The following is a 21,793-nucleotide window of genomic DNA, read 5'->3' on the forward strand; positions in this document are numbered from 1 at the left end:
CTGAACTTGTTTCAGGATCCAGCCCTCCGCGAGTCCGGACTATGCCTGGTGCGCGGTGGATGCTGAAACGAGTTCAGCATGACGGCAGCCTTTGGGGCGCGGGATGACGATCAAACCTCCGCTGGCCTTTCTGCAAAGGTCACGCCTTCTAGGGAAAACAGGAAATGAAGGGTTGGCCCCTTTTTCAGAGGTCCCGCTTCCCCCTGAGCACGGGGCGTAAAGGTACGCCGCCTCAGCGTTTGACGAACAGCGCCTTGGGCAGGACGACGTGGACGCCCTTGTTGCGATCGACCAGTTCGGTGATCTCGACATCGCCGGCAACGCTGATCAGCATATAGGCGTCGTCGCGCGTCATGCCTTTTGCCGCGACGAGGAAGTCGATCATGTTGCGGAGCGCCTTGCGCGTCGCGTTGCTCAAATCGTCGTCGAACCCCATCGCGATATAGGCGGTCGGCGTCTCGGCGCGCGGGTAGGGCGTGGGGGCGCGCTTGTGGAGGATGAACTCGAACGTGCCGGTCAGCGATGTCTCGAGCGCGGTGATATCGACCTCGCCATTGCCCTGCGCGGCGTGCCCATCGCCCGCCTGGAACAGCGCGCCGCGGACGTGCACCGGCAGGAACAGCGTCGTCCCCGCGACGAGCGCCTTGTCGTCCATGTTCCCGCCGCTGATCGTCGGCGGTGCGGAATCGTAGCGGCCGAAGGAGGGGGGCGGGGCGACCCCCATGCTGCCGAAGAAGGGCGCGAGCGGGACCTCGATCCCGGGACCGAACGTGCCGACCATCCGCTTGAGGTCGAGCGGGACGATCTTCATCCGCGCATACGGGAAATCGTCGGTCAGGAACCCCGCGCCGTAGCGGAACGCATTGTACGCATAAGGGATTGCCAGATCGATCTTGCGGATGCGGACTTCGAGCGTGTCGCCAGGTTCTGCCCCTTCGATCGCGATCGGGCCGGTGAGGATGTGCCCGCCCGGACCGCGTTTCGCGGGCGGCACGCCGTCGAACACCGCGCGCAAGGCGGGTTCGATGTCGGCGGGTGCGACCCCGGCCTTTTCGAGTCCCGTGGGGCTGTTGGTCAGCAGCGTGTGCATCATCACCGTATCACCCGACTTGATCGTCAGCACCGGCGCGTCGGTGGCATCGTAATGCCCCCAGGCGACGGTTTGCGGGGTCGCCTTCAGTTCATAGGTTTCGGCAGCAACGGGGGACGCCAGCGCGAGCGCGGCGAGCAGGAACAGGCGCATCGTCATATCCTCAATAAGACAGCGCGCAGCCATCGGCGCGCATTTCGCTCGCCGCGGCATAGACGCGGGTGTCGCCGTCCATCCTATGCTCGACGCATTCGTAGCGCCCGAAGCCGCCATCCGGTTCACCGATTTTCCACCCCATGTCGGCGAGCCGCTGGCGGGTCGCGACCGGCACGCCGGTTTCGAGCCGGAGCAGCCCCGTGGGTCCGAGCCCCGGCGTATCCTCACCCATCGATTGCGACGATCCCTCATGATGCCAGCGCGGGGAGTCCCCCGCCGACTGGATCTCGAGCCCGTAATCGACGCGGTTGACGATGATCTGCGTCTGCCCCTGCGGCTGCATGTCGCCGCCCATCACGCCGAAGCTCATCCACGGCGTGTTGCCGCGTGTCGCGAAGCCGGGGATGATCGTCTGGAACGGGCGTTTGCCCGGCGCATAGAGGTTGGGGTGGCCGTCCTTGAGGCTGAACAGCTGCCCGCGATCCTGGAACATGAAGCCGAGGCCATCGGCGACGAGGCCCGATCCCATCCCGCGGAAGTTGGACTGGATCATCGACACCATCATGCCGTCCTTGTCCGCGCAGCTGAAATAGGTGGTGTCGCCGTGGCTAGGCGCTTGTCCCGGATAGACCGGGGTCAGCAGCCGGTCGGGCCGGATCAGTTTGGCGCGCTGCGCGGCATAGTCCTTGGAGATCAGCCACTCGACCGGCACCTTGGCGAAGTGCGGATCGGCATAGTATCGCGCGCGATCTTCATAGGCGAGACGCTTGGCCTCGGCCTGCAAGTGGATCGACAACGCGGACTGGAAGCCGGCACCCTTCAGGTCGAACCGCTCGAGGATGTTGAGCATCTGGAGCGTCGCCAGCCCCTGCGTGTTCGCGCCGAGCGCATGGACCGTCGTGCCGCGATAGTCGGTGGTGCTGGGCGCGATCCATTCCGAATGATGCGCGGCAAGGTCCGCCGCCGACAACCACCCGCCGATCCGCTTGAAATAGCGTTCGATCTTTTGCGCGATGTCGCCCTGGTAAAAGGCATCGCGCCCGCCGCTCGCGATCGCGCGATAGGTGCGCGCGAGATCGGGGTTGCGGAACACGCCGCCCGCCGCGGGGCCCTTGCCGTCCGCGAGGCCATAAGTGCTCAGCGCGTTCTGCGATTCCTCCAGCCCGTTCCCCGGGCGACGGAATGCGGCCATGCTGCGGCGGATGTAATACGCAATGATGTCGGGCACCGGCGCGCCCGCCTCCGCGAGCGCGATCGCGGGCTGGAACAGCGCCGCCCAGGGCAGCTTGCCGTAGCGCTGGTGCATCGTCCACCACCCATCGACCGTCCCCGGCACCGACACGCTGAGCGCACCGAGCGGCGGAAGTGCGCCGTTCTTCGCGCGCGACCGCACCGTCTCGAGGCTGAGACTGCGCGGCGACGCGCCAGAGCCCGCGAGACCGACGACCGCCTTGCGCTTGGGGTCCCAGATCATCGCATAGGCATCCCCGCCGATCCCGCTCGACGTTGGTTCGAGAAAACCGAGACACGCGTTGATCGCGATCGCCGCATCGACCGCGGAGCCGCCCGCTTTCAGGATGTCGATCCCCGCCTGCGTCGCGAGCGGGTGCGCGGTCCCGGCCGCACCGTTTAGGCCGTAGACGGCAGTGCGCGACGCGAAGCTCGCGCCGATCGGGCGGTCGCCGGCGTGGACGTCGGGGCGGAGGAAGCGTTCCTCGCCGGGCATCCAGACGGTGGGGTTGGGGTCGGTTGGTGGTGCGGCGCCCTGGCCGGGGCCGGGGGCTGGATCGGCGCTGGTCTTGCCGCTCTGTCCCCGCGCGACGCCCGGCAGCAGGACGGCGGCCGCGGGCAAGGACGCGATAAAGGTACGACGACGCATGGTGATACTCCCCAGACGAACGCCGTTGTTGCCCGCACGACGGCGCAGGGCAAGGGGGTGCACGACGCATTGAGCTATGCGGCCGGTGTTGGCTTGCCGCTCTCCGTTCGAGCTGAGCGCAGTCGATGCCTTGGTCCCGGCGCAAGCCTATGGGTAGCGCAGGCCCTTCGACTTCGCTCAGGGCGAACGGGGGAGGGGGGCATTGGTTTTTGAGCCTGAGACCGCACGACGTCGCGCGCGATGCTGCCGGTGTCCGCCCCCCACCCTCCGTTCGGGCTGAGCGCAGTCGAAGCCCTGTTTCTAGCGCAAGCCCTTCGACTTCGCTCAGGGTGAACGGCAGGGGCATGGGTTTTTGAGCCTGAGACTTTACGACCTAGCGCGATGCCACCGGTGTCGCCCCACCACCCTCCGTTCGGGCTGAGCGAAGTCGAAGCCCGCGGCCAACGCTAGCCTCGTGACGCAAGACGAACGGGAGGGATTGTCCCGCTATCCGTCCCCGATCGCCGCCTTGATCGTGCCCGCCGACAGCGGGATCGCGCGGATCCGCTTGCCCGTCGCCAGCGCGACCGCATTGGCGAAGGCGGCGGCGGTCGGGCCCTGCGCAGCTTCGCCGGTGCCGAGGAAGGGCGCGCCGCGCCGGTCGAGCAGATGCACCTCGACCGCGCGGGGGACGTCGACGAAGCGTGCGATCGGATATTCGCTCCAGTCGAACGCGGTCCGGCGATGCGCGTCGAATCCGACCGCTTCGTGCCGGGTCCAGCTCAGCGACTGGACGATCCCGCCCTCGATCTGGTTGCGGATTCCGCCCGGATTGACGACTTCGCCGCTGTCGACCGCGGCGACCGCGCGGTGGACCACCGCCTCGCCCGTCTCGGGCTCGATCTCGACGTCGAGCACGATCGCGCAATACGCGCCAAGATTCTTGTAGCGCGCGAACGCGACGCCCGCGCTGCGCCACGGCTGGCGGCGGTAGCGGGTCCAGCCGAACTTGTCGGCGGCGGTGCGGATCACCGCCTGCGCGCGCGGGTCGTCCATGTGCGCGAGCCGGAACGCCACCGGATCGCGGCGCGCGGTGGCGGCGAGTTCGTCGATGAAACATTCGATCGAGAAGACGTTCATGTGCGCGCCGAGCCCCCGGAGCGCTGACGTCCGCAGCGGCATGCCCGGAATGAAATGATGCCGGACCACCGCATTGGGGAAGGCGTAGAGCGGCACCGCGTTGCGGTCCCCGCCGCCTTCGGGTTGCGGGATCGGCTTGGGCGGGGTTGCGGGGAAGGGCGGCAGGACCTCTTGCCCCGCGAGGAAATCCCCCGCAGCGGAGGGGCGCATGTTGTGCGGGTTGCTCCACACCGCATGATTCCAGCGCACGATCCGGCCATTGGCGTCGAGCGCGCCCGACAATTCGGTGACCATCGCGGGGCCGAGCGGCTCCCAGCCATGTTCCTGCTCGCGCATCCACTGCATCCGCACCGGCCGCCCCGGCACCGCGCGCGCCGCCAGCGCCGCGTCGGCGGCGACGTCGTCCGCGCCATTGTGACCGTAGCAGCCCGATCCCTCGCTATGGATGCAACGCACCTGCTCCACGGGCAGCGCGAGCAACTGCGCGAGCGCCTTGCGCAGCGGGTAGACCCCCTGGCTGTGCGCCCACACCGTCATCGTGCCGTTCTCGAACAGCGCGACCGCGCAGGACGGGCCGATCGCCCCGTGCATCAGGAACGGCCGGGTATAGCGCGCCGCGATCTCGCGGGCCGGGACCGTCCCCGGCGCGTCGTGGCGGTCGAGGATCGGGCGGTCCTGCGCAGGAAGCCGCTGGATCGCGGTGCCGAGGTCGCCCTGCGGCAGGGGCGGGCGGGTCGGCTGCCAGCCGGCGCGGTTGAGGAGGTGGAGCGCCTGCACCACCGGCCATTCGCGCTCGGCGAGGATCGCGGTGAAGTTCCCGTCGCGGACGACCTTCACGATCCCCGGCAGCCGTGCGATCGCGGCGTGATCGACCGTGGCGAGCCGGGTGCCGTCGCTCGGGCCGCGCACGACGCGCGCGTGGAGCATGTGCGGCAGCTTGATGTCGTGGACATAGGCGGTGCCGCCGGTGAGCTTCGCGTGGATGTCGACACGTGGCACGGTGCGGCCGATGAAACGGCGGGCGGCGACCGGGCGGCGCGGCATGTCGGGCTCGGCATCGACCTGGAGGTCGAGGCTGGCGGCGAGGTCGCCGTAGCCGAGGCTTCGCCCGTCGGGCGCGCGCACGGTCCCGGCGTTGGTCGACAGCGTCGCGGGCTGGACGGTCCACCGCCGCGCGGCTTCGGCGAGCAGACGGTGGCGGACGTTGGCGGCGGCGTTGAGGATCGCGGTGCCGCTGTCCTGCATCGAATGGCTGCCTGCGGTGATCCCCTCGTCGGGGGTGCGCGCGGTGTCGGCGGAGATCAGCGTCAGGCTGTTGTCGGCCAGGTCGAGCTCGTCCATCGCGAGCTGCATCAGCGCGGTTCGGATCCCCTGGCCCAGTTCGGCCTTGCCGGTGAAGACGACCACTTCGCCATCGGGCGCGATCCTGATCCATGCGTTGAGGCGTGGTTCGGTGGCGAGGCTGCCGGGAAGATCGGGCCGGATCTTTTTGGGCCCCGCACCCCCTTCGCCGCCGCCGGACAGGCCTTGCGCACGCGCGACGCCCGACAGCGCGAAGAATACGACCAGCCCGCCGCCCGCGAGCAGGTCACGCCGGGTCGGCACGGTCATGCCACCCGCTCCGCCGGATCGACGACACCGCCACCGCGCATCGCCGCGGCTCGGCGGACCGCGCGCAGGATCCGCATGTGCGTGCCGCAGCGGCACAGCGACGGGCTCATCGCGGTGCGCATCTCGTCCTCGCTTGGCGTCGTGCTATGCCGGAGCAGCGCCTCGGCGCGCGCGATCATGCCGGGGATGCAATAGCCGCACTGCGCCGCCTGCTCCATTTCGAACGCGCGCTGGACGATGCCGGGCTTGTCGGGCGTGCCGAGCCCCTCGACCGTCGTGATCGCCCGCCCCGGCAGCGCCGCGATCGGGGTGATGCAGGAGAACACCGGCTGATCGTCCACCAGCACGGTACAAGCGCCGCACTGGCCGAGCCCGCAGCCGAACTTCGCCGCGACCAGCCCGAGGTCGTCGCGCAAGACGTACAGGAGTGGCGTCGACGCGTCCGCATCGATGCGCCGCGTCCGCCCGTTGACCGACAGTTCGATCATGGCTTTCCTTCCTTGCGCGCGCGCGCGACTTCCTTTTCGAGTTCGTCCCAGCGGACCGTCCCGTGGCGGGTCTGCAGATAGGCGACGAGTTGAGCCACCTGCGTGTCGCTCAACGTGCTGGCGTAAGCGGGCATATACGGCCCCTGCGCGCCGACCGGCGGTGCCACGCCTTGCAGGATCGTCTGGATCATGTCGCGCGGCGTGTGTTCGTGGAATTGCGTACCGAGCGGCAACACCGGACGACCCGCGACCACCATCGGCGCGCCGGGTTCGTGACACATCGCGCAGGCACCCGCGTAGAGCGCCGCGCCTTCGGGATGCGCCCTGATCGCGGCGTCCGCACGGTCGGGGAGCGGCGGTTCGCGGCGCGCGGCGGGGGCCTTGGCCATCAGGTCGGCATAATAGGTCGCGATCGCGCGGACGTCGGGACCGCGGACTTGCGAGAGGTTGTGCGCCACCGCACTCATCGGCCCCGCCGCCGCTGCATGCGTCGTGCTCAATCCGGTGCGCAGATAGGTCTCCAGTCGGTCCGCGGTCCACGCGCGGATCGCGGGCGATGTCGCGTCGAGCGGCGGCGCATACCATCCGTCGACCCAACCGCCAGCATAGGGCTGATCGGTTTTCTCGTTGCCGAGCACGCCGCGGGGGGAATGGCAGCCGCCGCAATGCGCGATGCCGTCGCCGAGATACTTGCCGCGGTTCCACAAGGCGTCGTGGCCGGGATCGGTGGTGAAGCGCGCAGGGCGGAAGAACAGCAGTTTCCATCCCGCAAGCAACGGGCGGAACCCGAGCGGCGGGATCATGCGGTTGGCGGGGGGCTCCAGATGGACCGGACGGCGCGTCATCAGGTACGCGTACAGCCCGTGCAGATCGGCATCGGTCAGGCTGCTAAAATGGTCATAGGGGAAGGCCGGGTAGAGATGGCTGCCGTCGCGCGCGACGCCCTGCCGCATCGACCGCGCGAACGCAGGCTCGGACCAGCGCCCGATCCCGGTTACGGGATCGGGGGTGATGTTGGTGCCGTGCAGCGTGCCGAACGGCGTCGCGATCGGCACGCCGCCCGCAAACGGACGCCCACCCTTGGCGGTATGGCAACTCGTGCAATTGCCGATCCGCGCCAGTTCGGCCCCGCGCGCGATATCGGTTTCCGAAAATGCTCCGCGCGGTGGTGGCGCGATTTCGGCGATCGCGGGGCGATGCGCGAACATAAGGAATGCGACGAACAGCAGAACCACGACTGCCACGACGAGCAGCGCAATGCGCCGACCCGAAGCGAAGTGCCGTGTCATTTCCCGCCTGCCCGGACCGGTACGCGGCCCGATAGGCGCGAGCAGGGGAAGGGGGAAACTGGACGATGCCGCATCGCGCTATAACGCCACGTCGGCCCGGAAAGAGCCATACCGTTGTAAAACAAGCGTTTGGCCGTTCCGCCTTGGCCATTTGCCGCAGAGGGTCGTTCGCCACCGCTTGGCAGGGGGTGCAATGGCATGACGTCGTACCGACCTGCCGCGCTGACTGAAATGCCGCAGGACCGACGGTTTTCCGGGGAAAAGCCGCCGTATAACCACCGTGATTTGGCCGATGCAACGGGACCTTGCCGCGGTCCCGTTCCTGAGGCAATGGCGGGGCGATCGGCGGCCCGTGTTCGGGGACGCAGCGACGATCAGGGGCGGTGCAGTGCTGCCTTCAGCGACGACGATCCGAGAGTATGATCCGTGCAACGACGACTTTTATCCGCCTCGTTCGGCGCTGTCTTCGCGATCCTCCCCGTGGAAGGCGCGCAGGCGCAGACGGTGCAGGAATTGCAGGCGCAGATCGACGAACTCAAGGCGACGATCGCCGAGATGAAGGCTGCGCAGAAGGGCAAGCCGTCACCCGGACCAACGCCGACACCGCCCGCAAGCGTCGCGGTTGCATCGACACCGACTGCGGCACCGACTGCGGTACCGGCCGCACCGCGTGTGGAGCAGCCGCCGGTCGCGGTCGCGGTCGCGGTCGCTGCGAAGCCCGCCAAGCCGCATTGGTACGACCGGATCGGGGTCCGCGGCTACACGCAGCTACGCTTCAACGAGATCATCAGCGGCGACCGGCGCGCCCCCGACGGGGTGTCGCGGTTACGCTCGGTCGGGGATGGCGGGATCGGCGACGACACCAATTTCACTTTCCGCCGGATTCGCCTGATCCTGCAGGGTGACCTGAGCGATCGCGTATCCTTCTATTTCCAGCCCGATTTTGCCAACAGCGTCGCCAACCAGTCCGGGGGGGAGCGCCGCGAAGGGTTCGTCCAGCTCCGCGACGCCTATGTTGATACCTTCCTCGACCGCGACAAGCGGTTCCGCCTGCGTTTCGGCCAGTCGAAGGTGCCGTACGGGTGGGAGAACATGCAATCCTCGTCCAACCGCCTGACGCTCGATCGCAGCGACGGCATCAACAGCGCGGTGCCGGGGGAGCGCGATATCGGCGTGATCGCTTATTACACCCCGCCGCAGGTCGAGCGGGTGTGGAAGCGGCTGGAGGATGACGGGCAGAAGCTGTTCGGCAATTACGGCGCGTTCGGCGTCGGCGTCTTCAACGGGCAGGGGATCAACCGGACCGAGACCAACGACGGCGTGATGACGGTCGCGATGGCGACCTGGCCGTTCGCGCTCGACGGTCTGGGCGGGGCGTTCGACGGGCAAGTGCTCGAACTGGGCGGTGCGGTGTTGCGCAACGGGATCCAGCCCGAGATCCGCAGCGGCGGGACGAGCGACATCGTCTATCGCGAGGAACGCGGCGGGATCCACGCGATCCTCTACCCGCAACCGCTGGGCTTCCAGGCGGAATGGAACTGGGGGCGTGGCCCCGAATATGACGTGTCGCGCCAGGCGATCCGGTCGCTCCCGCTGAACGGCGGCTACGTCCAGACGATGGCGCGGGTGCGGCGGTCGCCGGTCGGGCCGTTCATGCCCTATGCGCGCTGGCAATATTATCGCGGCGGGTGGAAGGCACTGACCAACGCGCCCCGGCTCGAGACCAACGAAGTCGAATTCGGGGTCGAGTTCCAGCCCGTTTCCGCGCTCGAGCTGACGCTTGCCTATGCGCATATGGAGCGGCGCGAAGGTGACGAGCGGCGGATGGGACGCGCCGAAGGCGACGTGATCCGCACCCAGTTGCAGTGGAATTACTGAGCGGGCCTGTTCCGCACTTCGCACGATGGCGTTCCTGCCCGCCCGAAACGAACGGGCAGGCGGACGTCGACGCGTTCTAGTGCAGCACCGGCGTGGTGGATGAGGCGGTGGCATAGAGCGCAAAGCACGCCGATGCGCCCGCCGCGACGGCGTCGTGCCATTCCGGCGACTGCCCGACGCCGCGCGCGTCGAGCGTGCGCAGGAATGCACGCCATTCGCCCGGATCGTGTCGCGCGGACAGGAACGCCGCGGGTGCGCCTTCAAACACACGCTTGGCAAGCACGGCACCGCCCAGGCGTGATCCTTCCATCACGTAGAGCGCGCCCAGCCGGGCCGCGACTGTGTCGCCGGGGTCGAACGCAAGCGGCAGCGGCGGGGCGAGGCCCAGGCCGGCAAGGTCATCGAGCAACAACCGCAACCGCGGCCGCCATTGCGGCAGCGTGGCGTCGCGCACCAGCACGTTCTCGACTGCCGCAGTCGCGCTGGCATGGGCCAGGAGGAAGCGCGCGTAATCATCGCGATCGGCAAGATCGAATCGGCTGAACGACGCATCGACCGTGTCGTGCGCCGCACGGGTCATGGTGCGCAAGCGGCTGGCGACGGGCAACGGTGTTTCGGGATCCTGCCGTGTTCCGGCGGTCATGCCTGCGCGTGTCCGAAATCGGAGCGTTGATGCGCAGCCCCGGCGCGCCGCCGCAACGCCGCCTGGACGCGACTGACCAGTTCTTCGCGACGATACGGCTTACCGAGCACGTCGAGCGCCTCGGGCTGGGGACCGTTGATCGACATCTCGTCGTTGTACCCGGTGGTCATCAGGATCGGCACCTTGGGATTGCGCCCGCGGATCTCTTGCGCAAGCGCGAGCCCGTTGCGCGGTCCCGGCATCACCACGTCGGAGAATACCAGCGCCACGCCGCCCTGCTTTTCCAGCTCGTCGAACCGCCGCAGCCCTTCGTCCGCATCGTTCGCAACCGCGACCTTATAGCCCGCGTCGGTCAGAATCTCTTCCGCGAGGAAGGCGATCGCCGCTTCGTCCTCGACCACCAGAATGACCGGGGGTTGCTCCTTGTCGACCTCCTCCGGGCGGAACCCCGTGGTATCGGGGGCAAGCGCCTGCACCGTGGCCTCGTCTTGCGCGATCGGGAAGAAGAAGCGGACGGTGGTGCCTTCGCCGGCGTTGCTGGTGAGCGTCAGCACGCCGTCCGATTGCTGTGCGAACCCTTGCGCCATTGCAAGACCAAGGCCGGTTCCGGCGCCCTTGGGCTTGGTCGTGAAGAACGGCTCGACCGCCCGGTCGAGCACGCTTTGTGCCATGCCCGCGCCATTGTCCTTGATCTCGAGCAGGACATAATTGCCGGCGTCGAGGCCGATGATCTCGTCCGCCGCGACCGGTTTCAGCGACGTCGTGATCGTGATGGTCCCGCCCGACTCGATCGCATCGCGTGCGTTGGTGACGACGTTGATCAGCGCGGTCTCGAAATGCACCGGGTCGACTTCGATGTTGGGAAGACGGCGGCGCAGGTTGAGCTGGAGATCCACCCGCGACCCGACGGTAGATTCGAGGAGCTCGGCGATTTCGGACACCAGGCTCGATATCTCGACGGGACGCGGTTCAAGCCGGCTGCGGCGCGCGAACGACAGCAATTGCGCGGTCAGCTTGGTGCCGCGTTGTGCCGCCGTGAGCGCGGCTTCGTGATACCGCTTGAACGCGCGCTGGTCCTCGCGCTTCATCGCCATCAGTTCGAGGCTGCCGTTGACCACCTGCAGCAGGTTGTTGAAATCATGCGCGAGGCCTGCGGTCAGCTGGCCGATCGATTCCATCTTCTGGCTCTGGAACGCATTGGATTCGGCGTCCTTGCGACGGCTGACGTCGAGCTGGCTCGCGAAGAAGAACAGCAGTTCGCCCGCATCGTCGTACACCGGCCCCAGGAACACGCCGTTCCAGAAGGGCGAGCCGTCGCGACGGTAGTTGAGGAGTTCGACGCTGATCGCGCGGCGTTCCGCGATCGCGGTGCGCAGCTGCGCGACGACCGCGCGGTCGGTCTGTGACCCCTGCAGGAACCGGCAGTTGCGACCGAGGACCTGATCCTGATCGTAGCCGGTCAGATCCAGGAATGCGTTGTTCGCGAACACGATCGGATTGTCGTCCTGGCGCGGATCGGTCAGGACCATCGGCATCCGCGTCATCTCGATCGCCGCGTAGAACACCCCGCCGCGCTGCTTAAGCGACGAGTCGGTGATCGTGCTCTGTTTCCAGTGGCGTTCGCCGGGGCGACCGATCAGCGTATCGTCGGGCTGATCGAACGCACCATTCGACGGGATACCCTTGGCTTCCTCGGTGCTCATTGGAATGCGTCTTCCACGATGGCATCCGCGGGAGCGCGCGGCTGCGTGATTGGGGCGGTCAGCACGGTCCGAACTCCCGGCATGTTGTCCGAGACTTCGAGCGTACCGTTGAGGCGCCTAACCATCGAATCGAGCATGCGGGTCCCAAACCCCTTGCGCGTGCCGGTCTTGCCGCGGCCCGCATCGGCGACGATCATCCGGAAGCGCGCGCGATGCTGTTCGAGATTGACGAAGATCGGCCCCGGCGCACCGCCATACGCGTATTTCTGTGCGTTGATGACGAGTTCGACCAGCACCAGCCCGACCTGCACCGCGTCATCCGCCGCGATCGTGATCGGTGCCAGATCGAGCGCGAACTGGTTCGCCCATTCGTCCCCCATCGACCCCTTCAGGTCGACGATCAGATCGGTCAGGTAGCGCGACAGGTCGATCGACTGGACGTTGTCATCGGTGTACAATCGCCGATGCACCAGCGCGACCGCGGACAGGCGGCGCTGCGCCTCGGTGAGGTGCCCCGTGAGTGCCGGATCGTCGCTGGCGCGGCCCTGCAGGGCGAGAAACGCCATCACCAGCTGCAGGCTGTTCTGCACGCGGTGGTTGACCTCCTTCAGCAAGGTTTCCTGCTGCGCGATGAGCCGATCCTTGTCCGCAACCGCAACGCTCAGGCTGTCGGCCAGATCGCGGATCCGGCGGTTCTGGCGGGCATCGTACAGCCGCACGGTCAGCCGGCGCGCGGCCTCGACCTCGGGCTGCGACCAGCGGCGGGCCTTGCCGTGCACGACCTGCGTCCAGGCTTCGAACGAGGCGCGCGGCGTCAGCTTCTCGCCGGGTTGCAGGTTGACCGCCTTGTGCGGGTTGCCTGCCCATTCGACAACCTGCTTTTCCTCCGCGCGGAACCACAACAACATGGTCGGGGTCTGGAACGACAGGGTGATCGCCAGTACGCCGCTGCCATGATCGCGATAGGCGGCTGCCGCCGGGAACTCGCTCGACAGGCTGTCGGTGTGGAACGGCTCGGTGCCCTTTTTCCGGACCCAGCCTGCAATCTCGCGGATCTGCGCCTCGTCGGGGCACGCCCCGTTGCAATAGGCGGTGGTGCCGTCGATGACCGCGAAGGCGTCGGCCTCGAACATCCGCCGCAGGTCCGCGCCCGCCGCCTTGAACAGTTGCGCCGGGTCGACGTCGCTGGCCAGGCGCGCGGCGATCACGTCCTCGTCGGCGCGGATCCGCAGGCGCTCGCGGTAATCGTCGGCCTGTTCCTTGGCGGTGATCTGGCGTGCGAGACCGCCCGCGACCAGCGCCGCGGAACGCCGCGTTGCCGCGCTGATATGGCGCGGCGTCATGTTGTGACAGGCGACCAGGCCCCATAGCACCCCGTCCTTGACGATCGACACCGAGGCGGAGGCGGCGACCCCCATGTTCTTGAGATACTGGATGTGGATCGGCGAGACGCTGCGCAACTCGCTGTTGCTCATGTCGATCCCCGCTTCGCTCGCCGGGCGGATCGGATCGGGCTGATAATAGACGTCGGGGATCACGCGGACGCGGTTGCGCAGATAGAGCGCGCGTGCCTGCTGCGGGATATCGGACGCCGGGAAATGATGGTTGAGGTAGCTGTCGAGGTCGTCGGCGGCATCCTCGGCAATGACGACGCCCGAATCGTCATCGAGGAACCGGTAGATCATCACGCGGTCGTAGCCGATCAGCGTGCGGAAGCTCTTGGCGGCGCGCTCGCACAGGTCGACCAACCCGCCCGACCGTTCGAAGCTGACCCCGACATCGTCGATCCAGCTCAGGACGTCGGTCGCACGCTGCGTCTCGGACGGCTCGAGTTCGATCAGCCAGCGATCCCCGTCGCGGTGCGCGGTGCCGTCCCACCCGGGCGTATCGATCCGGCTGAGCACGCACATCGGCCGTACCGCACCGGCAAGCAACGCGGCCGCTTCCGCGCCGAGCAAGGTGGTGACCGTCTGTCCGAGCCAGTCCGCCCCGAACGTGGGTTCGAGCCGGCGGCCGGCCCCGCCAATCACCCGCTGATCGTCCGCCGCGACGATCAGCAGCAGGCCATGTGGCTGGATACTACCGGGAATATGGATCGGCTCGCGATCACATTCGGTGATGTCCGTTCCGAACTGAACGGCGGGAAGCGATATACTCATCGCGGCAAAGCCATAAAGCCAAACAGTAGAACGGCCAAGCGCGGTCTTTTAAGACTTTTGGGCGGCGCTCCCGATCACCATCGATGGGTTTCTGGCGGGCGGTTTTATCGCCGCAGTGTTTCAGCCGGATACGATGGCCGGGACGCTGCGCCGGTAACGCATCGCGCCGCCGATTGCCCCCAGTCCGAACACTATCATCGTCCAGGTGGCCGGTTCCGGCAGGGGGTCTGCCACGACGAACGTGACCGAGGTGAAGAATTTGGTGACGGGGATCGAGAATTCGGTGAATTCTCCGGTCGGGACGTGGGCAAAGAAAAAGCCGCGGTTGAAGGTCGCGTTCAGTGCCGAGAGGCTGCCGGTGAAGCTCCCCGCCGGGCCGCTCAACAGGGGCGACGTCACGAACGTATTGGCTGCGATATCGTACCCAAAATAGACATATTCGGTCAGCGCCTGAACGTCCGCGAGCCGATAGGTGACCCCACTGATCGACAGGTCAAACGCGGTAAGGTCGCCATAATTCAGGACGCCGGCGGCACCGGTGGCATAGCTGAAGCTGCCCGCCGCGACGCTGTCGCTTCCGTTCAGATAGGCGAAGTCGACAGTGGTCGCGACAGCGGGTGTGGTCAGGAAGGTGGTCGCGGCGATGGCTGCGGCACATGCTTTGCGTACAGTCGACATGAAGATCTCCGTTGTTGCGAAGTCGACGAGAGACGCAACACCAGGGTCGACGCAATATCGCAAGCACGGACCGTACCAACCGTGACTATGAAGGACTTAGGTCTACCGTCTGCTCGATTGTGTAAACCGGGCCGACAGAGCATGTCCGCAATCACCCCGGCCGCCGCATCTTGAACAGCGCGTCGGCGGCGATCTCGAAATAGTCCGCCGGGCCGCCACCGCGCAGGATGGGGTGCGCCGCCGCGGTCTGATAGGCACCGTCCGCGATCAGGTCCGGCGCGATGTGGATGCCGACGACTTCGCCCAGGATCATCCACTGGTCGAGCGCGCTGCCGTCCTTGGTCTCGAGCCGCAGCGTCTGCGTGTGGCGGCATTCGAACGCGACCGGGCTGGCCGCGACGCGCGGTGGCTTGACCAGCCGAGAGGGGAGGGTAGCGATCCCCGCCAAGTCGAACTCGTCGATCTCTGGCCCAACGGTTGCCGCGCTTGTGTTCATCACGTCGCCCAGGTCGCGCGTAACGAGGTTCCACACGAATTCGCCGGTCGCGGCGATGTTGGCGGCGCTGTCCTTCCATCCCATCGACGAGAAGCCGATGATTGGCGGGCGGTAATTGAACAGGTTGAAGAAGCTGTACGGCGCGAGGTTGCGGGTGCCGTCCTCGGCGAGCGTGCTGATCCAGCCGATCGGTCGCGGCGCGATGATCGCGTTAAGCGGATCATGGTCGAGTCCGGGAACGCTCGCGTGACCATCGCGTGGTTCGTAAAAATGCTGGTCCGACATGGAGTTGTTCCTCAAGGCTTGGATTGCAGTGGGCGAACGGCGTAAGGGACGCTAACGATGGATCACTCCCGGCGACGGCACGAACAGGCACCCGCATGACCGACGCAACCCGCTCTTCCGATACACTGCGACCGGCGGCGGACACGCCGATCTACCGGCACCGGCTGACAACGCGGATCTGGCACTGGGTGTCCGCGATCACGATCTTCATCATGATCGGCAGCGGACTGACCATCCTCAACGCGCATCCGCACCTCTATTGGGGTGAGTTCGGCGCGAATACCGATCATGCGTGGCTCCATACCTGGTGGGCACCCTCGTGGCTGACGATCCCGGCGGGGTATAACCTAGCGGTCGCGCGGCGCTGGCATCTTCTGTTCGCGCTGGTGCTCGGGTTCGGTCTCCTGTTTTACATGGTATCGAGCCTGCTCAACCGGCACTTCCAGCGCGACTTTCGGATCCGCGGGCGCGAACTGTCGGCGGCGCATCTGTGGTATGACGCGCAGGAACACGCCGCGCTCCGCTTCCACGATCCGGACCAGCCGAACGCGCGCAACATCTTCCAGAAGCTTGCCTATGTGCTGACGATCTTCGCGCTGCTCCCCGCGATTATCGTGTCGGGGCTCGCGCTGTCGCCGGGTATGAACGCCGCGTGGCCGTGGTTGCTCGATCTGATGGGCGGGCGTGCGTCGGCGCGCTCGGTGCACTTCATCGCGATGCTTGGCATCGTCCTGTTCATCATCGTCCACCTCGCGCTCGTCATCCTGGCGGGTGCGTGGCCCGAGACGCGGTCGATGATCACCGGCTGGTGGCGAATCCCCAATCACGACAAGCGCGAGGACGCGGCATGAGCTCCCTGATCACACGCCGGTCATTGGTCACCAGCGCGGCGCTCGGCGCGGGTGCGTTGCTCGCGGGATGCGACCGCGTCGCGGAGATCCCGGCGGCACGGAAGATCCTGTTCTCGGGCGAGAAGCTCAACATGGGGCTGCAGCGCGCGCTGTCGAACCGGCATAGCCTCGCGCCCGAATATCGCGCGGACCAGATGTCGCCGTTCTTCCGCACCAATGGCACGCGCAACCCCAATACGCCCGATTACAACGCGATGGTCGCGGACAAGTTCGCGAGCTGGCGGCTCAAGGTCGGCGGCCTCGTTGCGCGGCCGCTCGCAATCTCGCATCAGCAATTGATGGCGATGCCTGCGCGCACCCAGATCACACGGCACGACTGCGTCGAGGGATGGAGTGCGATTGGCAAGTGGCACGGGCCGATGCTGGGCAGCGTGCTCAAGGCGGCGGGTGTGCGCGATGCGGCACGCTATATCGTGTTCACCTGCGCCGACCTGTATTCCGGGCATAATTACTACGAGTCGATCGACCTGATCGACGCCTTCCACCCGCAGACGATTCTGGCATGGGCGATGAACGACCGGCTGCTCGACGTCGGACACGGCGCGCCGGTGCGGCTGCGGCTGGAACGGCAGCTCGGCTACAAGCATGCCAAATATGTCATGGGGATCGATGCGGTCGCCTCGCTGGCCGAGATCGGGCTCGGCAAGGGCGGTTATTGGGAAGATAATGTCGATTACGATTGGTATGCCGGCATCTGAGGCGTTAGTGGGCCGTACATGGCTCTTATCGACTTGTTTCTCGCCAAGCGCGTAAAGCGCGGCACCCTTACCGTACATCACGCAGACGGAAAGACCGTTCGCTTCGGCACCGCCGATCCGCGCTTTCCCGATGTGACGATCCGTTTCACCGACACCAGCGCCGCGAACGGGATCCTGCGCGATCCCGGGCTCGGCGCGGCCGAGGCGTATATGGATGGCCGCATGGTCATCGAACAGGGCGACATCCGCGATCTCGTCCGGCTGCTCACCGCGAACGACCCGTGGGAAGCGGGCGCGAACGGCCTGGCGGCGTCGCCGCTGCGGCGCGCGATCCAGGCGGTCACGCATCGCATCGGGCGGGTCAACATGGCGCGCCGCTCCAAGCGCAACGTCGCGCACCATTACGACCTGTCGGACCGGCTGTACGACCTTTTCCTCGATTCCGACCGGCAATATAGCTGCGCTTACTACGCCAGCCCCGGCAACACGCTGGAACAGGCGCAAAGCGACAAGAAGGCGCATATCGCGGCCAAGCTCGCGCTCGAACCCGGGATGACGGTGCTCGACATCGGCTGCGGCTGGGGCGGGATGGCGCTGTATCTGCACCAGCATACCGGCGCGGACGTGCTGGGGATCACGCTTTCCGAGGAGCAGCTCAAGGTCGCACGGCGGCGCGCGCAGGAGGCGGGGGTCGCGGACCGCGTCAAGTTCGAGCTGATCGACTATCGCCACCTGACCGGCTCGTTCGACCGGATCGTCTCGGTCGGCATGTTCGAACATGTCGGCCCGGCGCATTACAAGACCTTCTTCCGCAAGTGCCGCGACCTGCTGACCGAAGACGGTGTGATGCTGCTCCACACGATCGGACGCGCTGGCGGTCCCGGCGTTACCGACAAGTGGACAACCAAGTACATCTTCCCGGGCGGTTACAACCCCGCGCTGTCGGAGATCATCTCGGCGAATGAGGGGCTGCGCTTCATGGTCACCGACGTGGAGGTGCTGCGGCTGCATTACGGGTACACGCTCGATGACTGGTACGACCGCACCGTTGCCGCGCGCGAGCAGATCATCGCCTTGTATGACGAGCGTTTCTTCCGGATGTGGCAATTCTATCTGGCGGGCGCGAGCGCGGCGTTCCACTTCGGCGGGCTGGTCAATTACCAGGTCCAGTTCGCGCGCAACCGCCACGTCCTGCCGATCACGCGCGATTACATGATCGAGACCGAGCGCGCTTTTCGCGGCTAGCGGTGTTCAGCCCCGGTATCAGCCCCGATGCAGTTCGGCGAGCAGCGCCGGGGCAGGATAGACGGTTTGCAACGCCGCCTCGATCGCTGCGGTCGAGACGGCGACCGAGCGATTGACGCTGGCATCATAGCCGAAAGTTCCACCGAGGCTCTGCAGATTGCCGTCGAATATCGCGCCAATCACCGATCCGTCGCGCGCGACCACGGGCGATCCAGAATTGCCGCCGGTGATGTCGTTGGTCGTGGCGAAGTCGAGGGTCGTCGCAGGCGAAAGGCTCGATCGCGCGCGGTCGATTGCGGCGGCGAGCTGGAACGGATCCTGGCCGGTGGCGCGATCGAACAATCCGGCGAAACGAGTCGTGGGGGGTACCGGTTGTCCGCGCTCGACCCATCCGGCGACCTTTCCGTAGGAAATACGCAGCGTGAAGGTCGCGTCCGGGTACAGATCATCGCCGTATGCTGCGAATCGTACCGCCGTCAGACGCGCCTGCGCGGCACTGATCGGCGCGTCGACTTCGGCGATGTAGCGCTCCCGCACTGCGCGGGCGGTCGCGTCATTGGCGAGGACGAGCCGGATCAACGGATCGTCCGACGCGCGGATCGCCGCCATGCCACCGGTAAACAGCGCCTGGCGCACTGCGGGATCGGCGAGCTTCGTTCCCGCGACAAGGGTGGCAGCAAGACGCTCGGGGGATTCCCGCCCGAGCAGGCGCTTCACCGCAGGACTGTCCGCGCCCAGATATTCGCGGGTCTTGGACAGCCAGAATTCGAGTTGCAGCTGCTCTAGCCAGGGGTAGACCGGCACTGCATCAAGCAGCTGTTTTTCGGTCAACGGCAGCGATGCCTGCGTATAGCCCGGCAGTCGCTCCGCATCCGGCTTGTCGCGCTCAGCCGCGGCGCGAACCAGCGTCTTGGCATATCCGTATAGCGTGGATTGAAAACCGCTGTTCTGCTCCAGGACGAAGCGATCGTAGAAGATGTCGCGATAGATCCGATCCGCCTTGGCAATGGCCTGCCAGGGATCGTCGCCGGCGCCGCGGCCAAGCCGCGCCGCCTTGCTCGATCGCAGCTGCGCCTCTTGCGCGTCGAGCATGGTAGCGAAGGTTTCGTCGTTGAGGCTCTGCAACTCTCCCCGCAGCGCCTTGTAACTGTTCTCTATGGATGCGAGCTCCTCGAACCCTTCGCGAAAGCGCTCCGCATTCTGCGCGCGCGCCGTGATCAAACGGCCGCGATATTCCGAGAGGAATGACACCACGAATGGCAAGACCAGGCTGCGCTGGACGTTGCGTTGATCGGCGGTGATCAACCGCAGGGTGCGGCCGGGGTTGCCGATCACGAAGGTCGGCTCGTCCGGCTGTGGCGCGCGGGCATTCCACGGCAGATGCTGCGACGTGGCGATAGGCTTGCCGTTTTCATAAGCGCGCAGGAAGGCCGCATCGATATTGTAGCGCGGGAAGCTGAAATTGTCGGGATCGCCCCCGAATGCCGCAGCGGCGAGTTCGGGTGCCCAGACCAGCCGGACGTCGCTGTATGTGCGATAGCGGTAGAGGGCATAGCGTCCGCCGCCAAACAGGGTGACGACCTCGCACCGCGTGGTCTCGCGGTCGGTGCAGGTGCTCGCCTCGATCGTTGCGATCGTTCCGTTGCGGGCTGCTATCAATGCCGCCCCGGTCGATCGCCCGATCGCCGCGCGGACGCGCGCGGTCACGTCACTGATCGCAGTGACCACCTCGGCCTGCTGGCCGGCGCATTGGAGTTCCTTCGCGCGGTCGCGTGCGACGAAGCCATTGGTGATGTAGTCCGTCTCCGCGCTCGATTGCTCCTGCACGCACGCCTGGACGCAATGGTGGTTGGTCAGCATCAACCCGTCGCGCGACACGAAGGAGGCGGAACACCCTCCGGTCAGACGGACCGCGGATGCCTGGACCCGGTCGAGCCAGGGTTGATCGGGTGCCCAGCCGTAGGTGGCTTTGACCTTGGCTGTGGGGAATGCATCGAACGTCCACATGCCTTCGTCGGCGCGTGCCGCACCGGAGGCCGCGACCATGACAACGAACGCGGCAACGCCGCCGGTTGCACGAAAATGCATGTCTGAAAGGCCCCCCGACCGAAGAAACGACAGCGTGCGCCTCAAATTGGCGATCCGCAAGAGCAGGCCAGCGGTTGCACGCGCGCGCACGGTCGCATAGGGGGCAGCCGAACACGAAGGATCCTGCCCGTGACCGATAAAATCAACCGTGTAGTCCTCGCCTATTCGGGCGGCCTCGATACCAGCGTCATCCTCAAGTGGTTGCAGCAGACCTATCAATGCGAGGTCGTCACCTTCACTGCCGATCTCGGGCAGGGCGAGGAACTGGAACCTGCGCGGCGCAAGGCGCAGCAAGCCGGGGTCAAGCCCGAGCACATCTTCATCGACGATCTGCGCGAGGAGTTCGTCAAGGACTACGTCTTCCCGATGATGCGCGCCAACGCGCTGTACGAGGGGTTGTACCTGCTCGGTACGTCGATCGCGCGGCCGCTGATCGCCAAGCGCCAGATCGAGATCGCGCGGATGGTCGGCGCGGATGCGGTCAGCCACGGCGCGACCGGCAAGGGCAACGACCAGGTCCGCTTCGAGCTCGGCTATTACGCGCTCGCACCCGACATCAAGGTGATCGCGCCGTGGCGCGAGTGGGACCTGACCAGCCGCACCCGGCTGATCGAATGGGCCGAGCAGCACCAGATCGAAATTCCGCACAACAAGCGTGGCGAGGCACCGTTCTCGACCGACGCCAACATGCTCCACACCTCGTCGGAAGGGCTCGTGCTCGAGAATCCGTGGGACGAGGTGCCGGACTATGTCTATTCGCGCACGGTCAACCCCGAGGACGCGCCCGATAGTCCTGAGACGATCACGATCGATTTCGAGCGTGGCGACGGCGTTGCACTCAACGGCGTGGGCATGTCGCCTGCGTCGCTGCTGGAGGCACTCAACGAGCTGGGGCGCAAGCATGGCATCGGGCGGCTCGATCTGGTCGAGAATCGCTTCGTCGGCATGAAGTCGCGCGGCATGTACGAGACGCCGGGCGGCACGATCTATCACCTCGCGCATCGCGGGATCGAGCAGATCACGCTGGATCGTGGTGCGGCGCACCTCAAGGACGAGCTGATGCCGCGCTATGCGGAGCTGCTCTACAACGGCTTCTGGTTCTCGCCGGAGCGCGAGATGCTCCAGGCCGCGATCGACCACAGCCAGGCGAAGGTTGAGGGGACCGTCCGGCTCAAGCTGTACAAGGGTTCGGTCAACGTGACCGGGCGCAAGTCTCCGCAGTCGCTCTATTCGGAAAAGGTCGTCACGTTCGAGGACGATCAGGGCGCGTATGACCAGCGCGACGCCGCCGGGTTCATCAAGTTGAACGCGCTGCGGTTGCGGTTGCTGGGGCGGCGGGACCGCTAAGCCAATGCGCTTCCCCGGCGTTCGCCGGGG

16 protein-coding genes are annotated in these 21,793 nt (G+C 66.5%); 5 read left to right on the forward strand and 11 right to left on the reverse strand.

The features are described from left to right. Window positions 1–232 precede the first annotated feature (232 nt). The 5 genes from AC3WJR_RS00150 to AC3WJR_RS00170 all read right to left on the reverse strand — a co-directional run bounded on the left by AC3WJR_RS00150 (window position 233) and on the right by AC3WJR_RS00170 (window position 7,632). Window positions 233–1,243 carry an acetamidase/formamidase family protein gene (locus tag AC3WJR_RS00150; protein ID WP_492721287.1) on the reverse strand — a complete coding sequence of 337 codons (1,011 nt, stop codon included), beginning with the start codon at window positions 1,241–1,243 and terminating at the stop codon, window positions 233–235. Between the two features lie 10 nt (window positions 1,244–1,253). Further along, window positions 1,254–3,125, reverse strand: a complete 1,872-nt coding sequence (locus AC3WJR_RS00155) for a gamma-glutamyltransferase family protein (RefSeq protein WP_492721289.1) — start codon at window positions 3,123–3,125, stop codon at window positions 1,254–1,256. A 486-nt stretch (window positions 3,126–3,611) separates the two neighbouring features. Beyond that, window positions 3,612–5,855, reverse strand: coding sequence for a molybdopterin cofactor-binding domain-containing protein (locus AC3WJR_RS00160; protein ID WP_492721292.1), 2,244 nt, complete (start codon window positions 5,853–5,855; stop codon window positions 3,612–3,614). Further along, window positions 5,852–6,343, reverse strand: a complete 492-nt coding sequence (locus tag AC3WJR_RS00165; protein WP_492721294.1) for a (2Fe-2S)-binding protein — start codon at window positions 6,341–6,343, stop codon at window positions 5,852–5,854. Before AC3WJR_RS00165 ends, AC3WJR_RS00160 begins: the two co-directional genes overlap by 4 nt. Then, window positions 6,340–7,632, reverse strand: a complete 1,293-nt coding sequence (locus tag AC3WJR_RS00170; RefSeq protein ID WP_492721295.1) for a c-type cytochrome — start codon at window positions 7,630–7,632, stop codon at window positions 6,340–6,342. Before AC3WJR_RS00170 ends, AC3WJR_RS00165 begins: the two co-directional genes overlap by 4 nt. 426 nt (window positions 7,633–8,058) lie before the next feature. On the opposite strand from AC3WJR_RS00170, the gene AC3WJR_RS00175 reads away from it, so the two are divergent. After that, complete coding sequence (locus AC3WJR_RS00175; protein ID WP_492721297.1) at window positions 8,059–9,510, forward strand: porin; 1,452 nt, start codon at window positions 8,059–8,061, stop codon at window positions 9,508–9,510. A 76-nt stretch (window positions 9,511–9,586) separates the two neighbouring features. Here AC3WJR_RS00175 and AC3WJR_RS00180 read toward each other — a convergent pair whose 3' ends face one another. The 5 genes from AC3WJR_RS00180 to AC3WJR_RS00200 form a co-directional block, all read right to left on the reverse strand. Continuing rightward, window positions 9,587–10,153, reverse strand: a complete 567-nt coding sequence (locus tag AC3WJR_RS00180; RefSeq protein ID WP_492721299.1) for a biliverdin-producing heme oxygenase — start codon at window positions 10,151–10,153, stop codon at window positions 9,587–9,589. Then, window positions 10,150–11,856, reverse strand: a complete 1,707-nt coding sequence (locus AC3WJR_RS00185; RefSeq protein WP_492721300.1) for a response regulator — start codon at window positions 11,854–11,856, stop codon at window positions 10,150–10,152. Before AC3WJR_RS00185 ends, AC3WJR_RS00180 begins: the two co-directional genes overlap by 4 nt. Further along, the gene (locus AC3WJR_RS00190) at window positions 11,853–14,015 is read right to left on the reverse strand and encodes a histidine kinase dimerization/phosphoacceptor domain -containing protein (protein ID WP_492721301.1); all 2,163 of its coding nucleotides are present in this window, start codon (window positions 14,013–14,015) and stop codon (window positions 11,853–11,855) included. The genes AC3WJR_RS00185 and AC3WJR_RS00190 overlap by 4 nt, the downstream gene beginning before the upstream one ends. Window positions 14,016–14,135: 120 nt before the next feature. Next, on the reverse strand, window positions 14,136–14,693 hold the full coding sequence (locus tag AC3WJR_RS00195; protein ID WP_492721303.1) for a PEPxxWA-CTERM sorting domain-containing protein: 558 nt from the start codon (window positions 14,691–14,693) through the stop codon (window positions 14,136–14,138). A 151-nt stretch (window positions 14,694–14,844) separates the two neighbouring features. Then, the gene (locus AC3WJR_RS00200; protein ID WP_492721304.1) at window positions 14,845–15,474 is read right to left on the reverse strand and encodes a flavin reductase family protein; all 630 of its coding nucleotides are present in this window, start codon (window positions 15,472–15,474) and stop codon (window positions 14,845–14,847) included. Between the two features lie 95 nt (window positions 15,475–15,569). On the opposite strand from AC3WJR_RS00200, the gene AC3WJR_RS00205 reads away from it, so the two are divergent. Genes AC3WJR_RS00205 through AC3WJR_RS00215 form a run of 3 tightly spaced genes read left to right on the forward strand, consistent with a single transcriptional unit; the run spans window position 15,570 to window position 18,328 of the window. Beyond that, window positions 15,570–16,325 carry a cytochrome b/b6 domain-containing protein gene (locus AC3WJR_RS00205; RefSeq protein ID WP_492721305.1) on the forward strand — a complete coding sequence of 252 codons (756 nt, stop codon included), beginning with the start codon at window positions 15,570–15,572 and terminating at the stop codon, window positions 16,323–16,325. After that, window positions 16,322–17,083 (forward strand): molybdopterin-dependent oxidoreductase, encoded by a 762-nt coding sequence (locus AC3WJR_RS00210; RefSeq protein ID WP_492721306.1) that lies wholly within the window; start codon window positions 16,322–16,324, stop codon window positions 17,081–17,083. Before AC3WJR_RS00205 ends, AC3WJR_RS00210 begins: the two co-directional genes overlap by 4 nt. An 18-nt stretch (window positions 17,084–17,101) precedes the next feature. Further along, complete coding sequence (locus AC3WJR_RS00215) at window positions 17,102–18,328, forward strand: SAM-dependent methyltransferase (protein ID WP_354283947.1); 1,227 nt, start codon at window positions 17,102–17,104, stop codon at window positions 18,326–18,328. A gap of 18 nt (window positions 18,329–18,346) precedes the next feature. Here AC3WJR_RS00215 and AC3WJR_RS00220 read toward each other — a convergent pair whose 3' ends face one another. Then, window positions 18,347–20,416 carry a S46 family peptidase gene (locus AC3WJR_RS00220; RefSeq protein WP_492721309.1) on the reverse strand — a complete coding sequence of 690 codons (2,070 nt, stop codon included), beginning with the start codon at window positions 20,414–20,416 and terminating at the stop codon, window positions 18,347–18,349. Between the two features lie 129 nt (window positions 20,417–20,545). On the opposite strand from AC3WJR_RS00220, the gene AC3WJR_RS00225 reads away from it, so the two are divergent. After that, on the forward strand, window positions 20,546–21,763 hold the full coding sequence (locus AC3WJR_RS00225; protein WP_492721311.1) for an argininosuccinate synthase: 1,218 nt from the start codon (window positions 20,546–20,548) through the stop codon (window positions 21,761–21,763). The last annotated feature ends 30 nt before the right edge of the window (window positions 21,764–21,793 follow it).

The organism is Sphingomonas sp. FW306-05-A (assembly GCF_058782275.1).